At 64.0% G+C, this 6610-nt stretch carries 4 protein-coding genes; 2 read left to right on the top strand and 2 right to left on the bottom strand.

Features of this window, described 5'->3' with window-relative positions; translation table 11 throughout:
- Positions 1–389: 389 nt before the first annotated feature.
- Both ABIB25_RS29015 and ABIB25_RS29010 read right to left on the bottom strand, forming a co-directional pair.
- Positions 390–1457: an AAA family ATPase gene (locus ABIB25_RS29015; protein ID WP_354531987.1), complete on the bottom strand. Its 1068-nt coding sequence runs from the start codon at positions 1455–1457 to the stop codon at positions 390–392.
- Positions 1458–1609: 152 nt separating this feature from the next.
- On the bottom strand, positions 1610–2797 hold the full coding sequence (locus ABIB25_RS29010) for an AAA family ATPase (RefSeq protein WP_354531986.1): 1188 nt from the start codon (positions 2795–2797) through the stop codon (positions 1610–1612).
- Between the two features lie 180 nt (positions 2798–2977).
- Here ABIB25_RS29010 and ABIB25_RS29005 point away from each other — a divergent pair, with 180 nt between their 5' ends.
- Positions 2978–3676: a DUF6308 family protein gene (locus ABIB25_RS29005; protein WP_354531985.1), complete on the top strand. Its 699-nt coding sequence runs from the start codon at positions 2978–2980 to the stop codon at positions 3674–3676.
- A 575-nt stretch (positions 3677–4251) separates the two neighbouring features.
- A complete protein-coding gene (locus tag ABIB25_RS29000) occupies positions 4252–6552 on the top strand; it encodes an AAA family ATPase (protein ID WP_354531984.1) in 2301 nt (766 codons plus the stop codon).
- Positions 6553–6610 lie beyond the last annotated feature (58 nt).

Here is a 6610-nt window from a genome sequence, read left to right as displayed (position 1 = left end):
GGAGATCGAACAAGCACCCCGCGACGTCCGGCGTCAGGACACGCCGGGTGGTCCTACAACTGGCAGAACGGCGGTCCCATGCCGTTGGCAGAAAACCGCCACAGGTGGTCCCTTCACGATGGCAGGCGACAGACAGCCCTGGCTCAGGCCGGCCCAGGCGATCTCCGCTCGGCTTCCCACATCTGTGCCGGCCGCCGCGGTGAGGATGATCAGCTTTGAACGCATGTTGGCCCGGTCAAAGCCTCCGGCCTTCGAATCGCAACGACGGTCGACGATCTGCTGGAACGCTTGCCGAGCCAGCACAGCCGCGGCTCGCGGCGCGTGGCTGCCTGGGATCACCACCGCTCCGTCGAGCACGGATTCTGCCAGTTCGAGTAGGGATGAGTCCGTCATACCGACGCCCGGAGGTCCTTGATGGCCTTCTTGACGGCTCTGACCTGGTCCGCATGATGCCCGGTCGAGCCAGTGTGGACACCGGCGTTACACACGCTGAAAGCGTCCCGGCGAGGCCCGGTGCCGAGCCAGGTGTTGATCTCCTTCGACTTGTCCCCTGACAGAGCCAGCGCGAGTCGTTGGCGCAATGTTGTTGCTCCGCCCCAGCGCTCTTGAACGTCGGCGCTATCGCCGCCCTTCGCGATCAGACGTTCGTCGAAGACCTCGAACGCTGCCGACTCGAAGGCCATCCGGCACAGGCTGGGAATGATCCCGTCCTTGGCGTCGTCAGGAACGTTCTTGTCCAGAGCCAGTGCGATGCCATCCTCCAGATATCGCGAGGCCGGATGGGAGGACTCGCTCACGACGACCTTGGACCCGGCGATCCGAGCGACCTCGTAGATGCGGGCGCTGGCCTTCGCGCGGCGAACGGCAGCGGGCAGTCTGTCGTCGTGCGACAGGACGATCACCTGCCGTTCTGCTGCCAGCTCCTGAAGCACTTGGACAAAGCCCTGAACTTTCGCCGGGTCCATCGCCTGAATCGGGTCGTCGAGCACGATGAACCGGAAAGGACTGTCCGGAGCGGTGGCTCGCGGCAGGAAGAGCGACAGGGCCAAGGCATGAAGTTCGCCCTGGCTCATCACCCCGAGTGCGCCGGCGTCCACACCGTCGACCTCGGCTGACAGTTCGACCCTGCGCGACGTTGCCTGGCCCTCGAGGCGGATCGCACCCAGTTCGACATTGCTCTCCTGCCGCAGCCGGGCCCAGATGTCTCGAGCCCGTTCTGCGAGTGGGGTCAGCCGCTGATTGCGGAGGTTGCCGGCGCTGCGCTTCAGCCAGTCGGACGCGGCCTTTACATCCGTGACCATCGGTGCCGCTTCCTCCGCGGCCCGGGCGAGGCCGACCCAGGCGCCGAGCTTGAGCGCCAGGGGAGTCCAGAGATCTTCGCGAGCCGCGACCAACTCTTGGGCGTGTCGCTTGAGCGCATCGAAAGCCGTTGCCAGGATGGCGATGTTCTTGGTCAAGTGGTCAGCGAGCTTGAGGTCGGCTGCCGGGGGTGCTGACCAGGTCGCGTGAGCTTCGGTTGCGGCGACCAGGGTTGGGAGGGCGTCGTCCGCGATCTGGGGGAGAGGGCGGACACGGTCCACGTTTTGCTGCGCGGCGCTGCGAGCCGCGTCTAATCGTCGTTGCGCGGCGTTGAGTTGGGTGAGCTCGGTGAGCTCGGCAGCCAGGGACGCTGCGGTTGCCGCGGCCCAGGCGTCGTCGAGACGTCCGGTTCCGCAGACGGGGCAACCGACGTCGCCGTGCGTCTGGTGATACTCGAGCGCCTGGGTGAGTAGTCGCGATCTGCTGGCCAGCGCGTTGGCCGCAGACCCCGCCTGTTGGGCGAACGCTGCGACGGCAGAGCGAAGTTCGTCGGCCGCGGTTTGCACATCTGCCTCTCTGCTGGCCAGGTAAGGGCGGCGAGGGTCTTTAATCGGCTGAGCGTGGAGTCGACCTCCGCGGTGCTGCCAGTCGCCAGCTGCTCAACGGCGTCCTTGTTCGGAGTTCGTTTGCTTAGGAGCGCAAGAGCCTGGGTGGCGCGAGGATCTTCAGAATCGGCCAGCAGCGACTTCAACGCCAGCAACGCTGATTTGGCCTCGGCCGCCGCAATCTGCAGGGCCTTCAACGCGATGGTCAGCCGCTTCTGACCATCGGTGATCGGCTCAAGGCCGAGGAGGCTGTGCAGCTTGTCGTGCAGACCGCTGGGCGGACCCTCGAGAACCCCGCCGACCTCGTCGTAGGACAGGAGCGGCCGGTACAGGTCCAGGGCAGCGTCCCAGCCGAGACTCTCTCGGCCTGACTGACGCTTCTGGCCTTTGCGCTGCACCCAGCAGGCGCCGTCGTGCAGGCCCGCGTCGGAGGACCAGTCGACGCCGATGGTGGTGATTCCCGCGCCCTCCTCGGCCAACTCGACCCGGATCTCGGCGGGGGTGTCGGCGTGCAAATTGCGCCAGTTTGCCGTCCAGACCGCAGCAGACTGTCGGCGCCATCGGTAGCTCTGGCCCGTGAGGGCCATCTCCAGAGCCTCAGCGATGGAGGACTTACCGGACCCGTTGCGGCCGGCGATGATGGTCAAGCCGGGGCCGGTGTGCAGTTTGACGGTGAGTTGCTCGCCGATGCCCCGGAACCCCGCGACGCTCACGGATTTGAGATAGGCGCCGATCGGTATGGGTGCATCCTCCACCGCGGCAGCTGCTTCAGCCAGAGTCTGTCCGCCGCCCCCGAGTACGTCCTCGAGGGACTGATCGCTGTCCAGCGCGCCCAGGATGATCAGACGGGCGTTGTCGTTCAGGCTGTCGTCGCCGTCCGCGAGCGCCAGCACCGCCTAGATCAGATCGGTCTGTGCCATCTGAAGACTTCACGCTCCCCACCGAGCCTCGCTGCGCATCTAACGATCATGGGACACTATCGGACATTGCGAACGCTTTGCCTGCCACGTTCGGATGGTTGGGGGTCCGCGCCACATTGCAGGGCCTGTGCATCCGAGGGGCAGAGGGAGCGTATGACCGGCGAGGATCAACTGCGGATCGGCGGTCGGCATGTCGATCGCGCTACCGCTCGACGCGATGCGCGGACCTATCTGACGGCCCGTGACGGGTACGCCTACCCGTCTTACGACGGCTTCGATGCCGAGCATGCGATGGAGCCGCTTGTCGATGCTGACTTCTTGGCACCGCTGCTGCTGAACGTCAACTACCTCAAGATCACTACCTACGAGGCGCTGACCACGGTGCGTTCGCGCCTCCAGCCGTTGTTGCATCGGATTGATCCGACGTGGACCCTTGCCCGAGCAGAGCCGGTGCAACTGGAGATGTTGGCGGAGCTGTACGAGGTCATCGACGGCGGCGCCGTTTCCGGCGTAGAGGGGACCGTCCTGTCCAAGATCCTGCACCGCAAGCGCCCCGCCTTCATACCGCTCTACGACCGGCAGGTAGGGCATGTGTATCAAGACGGGCCTGAGGCGCCCGTTCCGAGGGTCAAGGGGCGTTCGTGGTCGCAGTTCATGTTGGCGTTCGCGGGCGCGGTCCAGGCCGACCTTCTGCGCGAGCCGGGGCTCTGGGAGGAAATTGCGCGGTTCGCCGAGAAGCCCTCGATCACACCGCTACGAGCCCTGGATATCGTTGCTTGGCAGGCTGGGCGGAACGACGACACGGCCGCACGGCAGATGGATCTCATGGCTGACGAGGATGAGGAGGCTTGATGGGCTTACGTAGCTGGTGGAAGGCGCGACGCCGGCAAGGTGTGGTTTCGAACTTGGGCCCAAACGTCTTGCCGGGGCCGGTCAGAGCCGCCGGTGCTCCGCGACCCATGGCCTCTGCGCGGCCGGCGGCTCCATTCCGCCCTCCAGTTCCGGCTCCTCAACCAATTGCGCAACGGGCTAAGGCCGTTCAGCCCGCCTGGTGCGAGCTGTGCGATCTCGATCGTCGATTCTGCATGCACGGCTCGGAGGATCGTCGAGCCGGTGATCACGTGTACGCGACCAGGCTCGGCACCAATTATCACCTCCGCCAGGACTGCAACGCACTTACGGTTCCACGGGCAATGTCGCTCGAGGCAGGCGGTGGCCGCTCACGCCTGTCCTCCCTGAGTCGAGGTTCGGCGAGACAGCGAGGCCTCGACCCTTGTCGTATCTGCGCTGGCGGAACTGCCTCGGGGCGCCGCTGATGGTCCTGCTTCGAGGTCGGACTAGCCTGGCTCACCAGAAGCTGCCCACGAGGTCCATCGATTTGATTGCCGGGTAGTGGGCCGCAGACAATCGTCGGATCTTGGGGGAACATGCCAACGCAGGCAGGGCAGCTCGACGGATTTACCGAGCCGCAGCCATTCACGCTTGCCGCTGCCCGCGCCGCTCCGGTTGCGCCCGGCGTTCATGTGGTTTTTCGAGACGATACCGCCGTCTATGTCGGCTCGACCAGTAAGCTGCGCGATCGGCTCCTGAAGCACCTGCACAACGGTCGGGACTCCTCGGTCCTACGTGAGCAAGTAGGGAGCGAGCTCGACAGGCCGGACCACTCAGCGACCGATGCAGAGATGTCGCATTGGTTGTCGGGATGCAACATCCGCTGGCGGCAGGCGACTGATCCTCAGGAGTTGAAGGCCCAACTGGTGACAAGCCTTCAACCTCGTTTTAATCGTCAGACTGAGCGGCCGACGACAGGTGTCTGGTGGGTGAACCAAGGGCGCACCTTCGAGGAAGAGCGAGATGCAGGGATCGTTTTCGCAGGAAGCGATGGACCTCAGTTTGGTCACCATCTCAACGTTGGTCGAATGCACCCAGGGGACGTCGTCCTGCACTATCGGCGCGGGGCTGTGGTCGCGCTCGGTGAGGTTGTGACGGAGGTCGTCACCGCCCGCAGGCCCTACGGACCTCTGGCGGAACGAGACCAAGGTCTACTGACCCGGGTGGAGTACTTTCCGCTCGGCTCGCCCATCTCTTTGACCAGTCTGCCGAAACCTGCAGGTACCGAAGGCCCCTTCGATTCTGTGGGGGGCGTCAAACAGGGTTATCTCTTCGCTCTGGATGTCGGGTTCGCTGACAGAGTCCGAGAACAGCACGCGGAGCGTTGGCCGGCTGGATCGCCGTGGTCAGACGGTCACCGAAAGTTTTGGGTCTTTCAGGCAAATCCGAAACAGTGGGACCTGATCGAAAATTTACCCTCGATGCCACCAGGCCACGTCGAAGACTGTCTCGTGACTCGTCATCGTACTGAGATGAAGGCCGGCGACGGTGTGGTGCTATGGCAGTCTGGTTTAGAGGCTGGTGTGTACGCGCTGGGCCGGCTTGCTGGCAGCCCGCGCGTAGCTCCGCCGCTGGAATTCCGACCGGTCCCGGCAGGCACCCAGGAGTACCGCGCGGGCGTCTTCATCGAGCGGCACGTGTTGCCTCCGATCACCCGTGCCGAAGTACAGGCGCATCCCGTCCTGTCCGAGTTGGACGTTCTCGCCCGTCCGTGGGGCGGCACGAATTCAGCGTCGACCCTGGAGCAGTGGCGCGCCATTCGCACGCTTGCGCCACTCGACGTCGCCAGTGCTGTCCAAGTACGCGACCTGAAAGGACAGACGTTGCCTGAGCTCGAAGCACTCGTAAGACAATTTCGCAACGAGGTCGGCTACCCGATCGACGGCAATCCAGAGCGGAACCAGCAGCGGGAGGAACTCTCCGCTGCACTCACACGTGACGGCCTGGCCGAGCCCAATATCCCGCTGTTGCGGCGTCTGGCTGGGCCTGCCTACGGCTCACCGGGCTCGCAGCCCGGCTTTAATCGTCTACTCCAAACAGATGTCGGCATCTCGCAGGTAGCTGAGACACTCCGGTTCCTGCTGTACGGCGGCGGCGACCTCATAGACCGCCTCGACACTTGCATTCGCGGGGAGCGGAAGCTGCCGGCTGTAGGCGAAGCCATGATGGTCAAAGCCCTCGCGGTTGTAGACCCACGAAGGTGGATTCCGTGCTACGTCACGTCGGGGCCGAACGGGAAGATGGCGATCGCGGACCTGCTCGGATTGGAGAAGCCGGATGGCCAGACCCCGGGTGCGAGGGCCGTAGCGTCGAACGACGCAATACGCGAGCTACTAGAGCCTTACCTGGCCGACGACCCATGGGGAATGCAAGAGTTCAATTGGTGGCTGCTCCACCGCGAGCATATGCCGGAAGCTTCTCTTACGGGGCTCGCTGATGAGCTGTATCTGAGTCAAGATTTCTTAGCGCGAATCATCAGGCTTCTCGATGACAAGAGGCAGGTCGTCTTCTACGGTCCGCCCGGCACCGGCAAGACCTTCGTCGCCCGGAAGCTGGCCGAGTACCTGGCGCGGGGTGGAGGGACGGTAGAGAAGGTTCAGTTCCATCCTTCGTACGCCTATGAGGACTTCGTGGAAGGTTATCGACCCAAATTAGTCGGCGGGAGGGTGACCTACGCGGTGGTCGATGGGCCGCTCAAGAGAATTGCAGTGGCGGCGCAAAAACGGCCAGAATTGATCCACGTCCTACTCATCGACGAACTCAACCGGGCGAATGTGGCGAAAGTCCTGGGGGAGTTGCTGGGCAACGTAAATGGGTGGGTGCCTCACTCCGGGTAAGATGATCTTGATCGGAGGAGTGAGTTTCGTGCGTGGTGTGGAGTTGACATTTGTTGAT

The organism is Nakamurella sp. UYEF19 (genome assembly GCF_040546275.1).
GTDB lineage: Bacteria > Actinomycetota > Actinomycetes > Mycobacteriales > Nakamurellaceae > Nakamurella.
This window is presented reverse-complemented; position numbering and strand designations above follow the sequence as displayed.

Bases quoted from the DNA above. Each gene is read 5' to 3' on its own strand.
- ABIB25_RS29005 (WP_354531985.1), top strand. From the start codon at position 2,978: ATGACCGGCGAGGATCAACTGCGGATCGGCGGTCGGCATGTCGATCGC.
- ABIB25_RS29000 (WP_354531984.1), top strand. From the start codon at position 4,252: ATGCCAACGCAGGCAGGGCAGCTCGACGGATTTACCGAGCCGCAGCCA.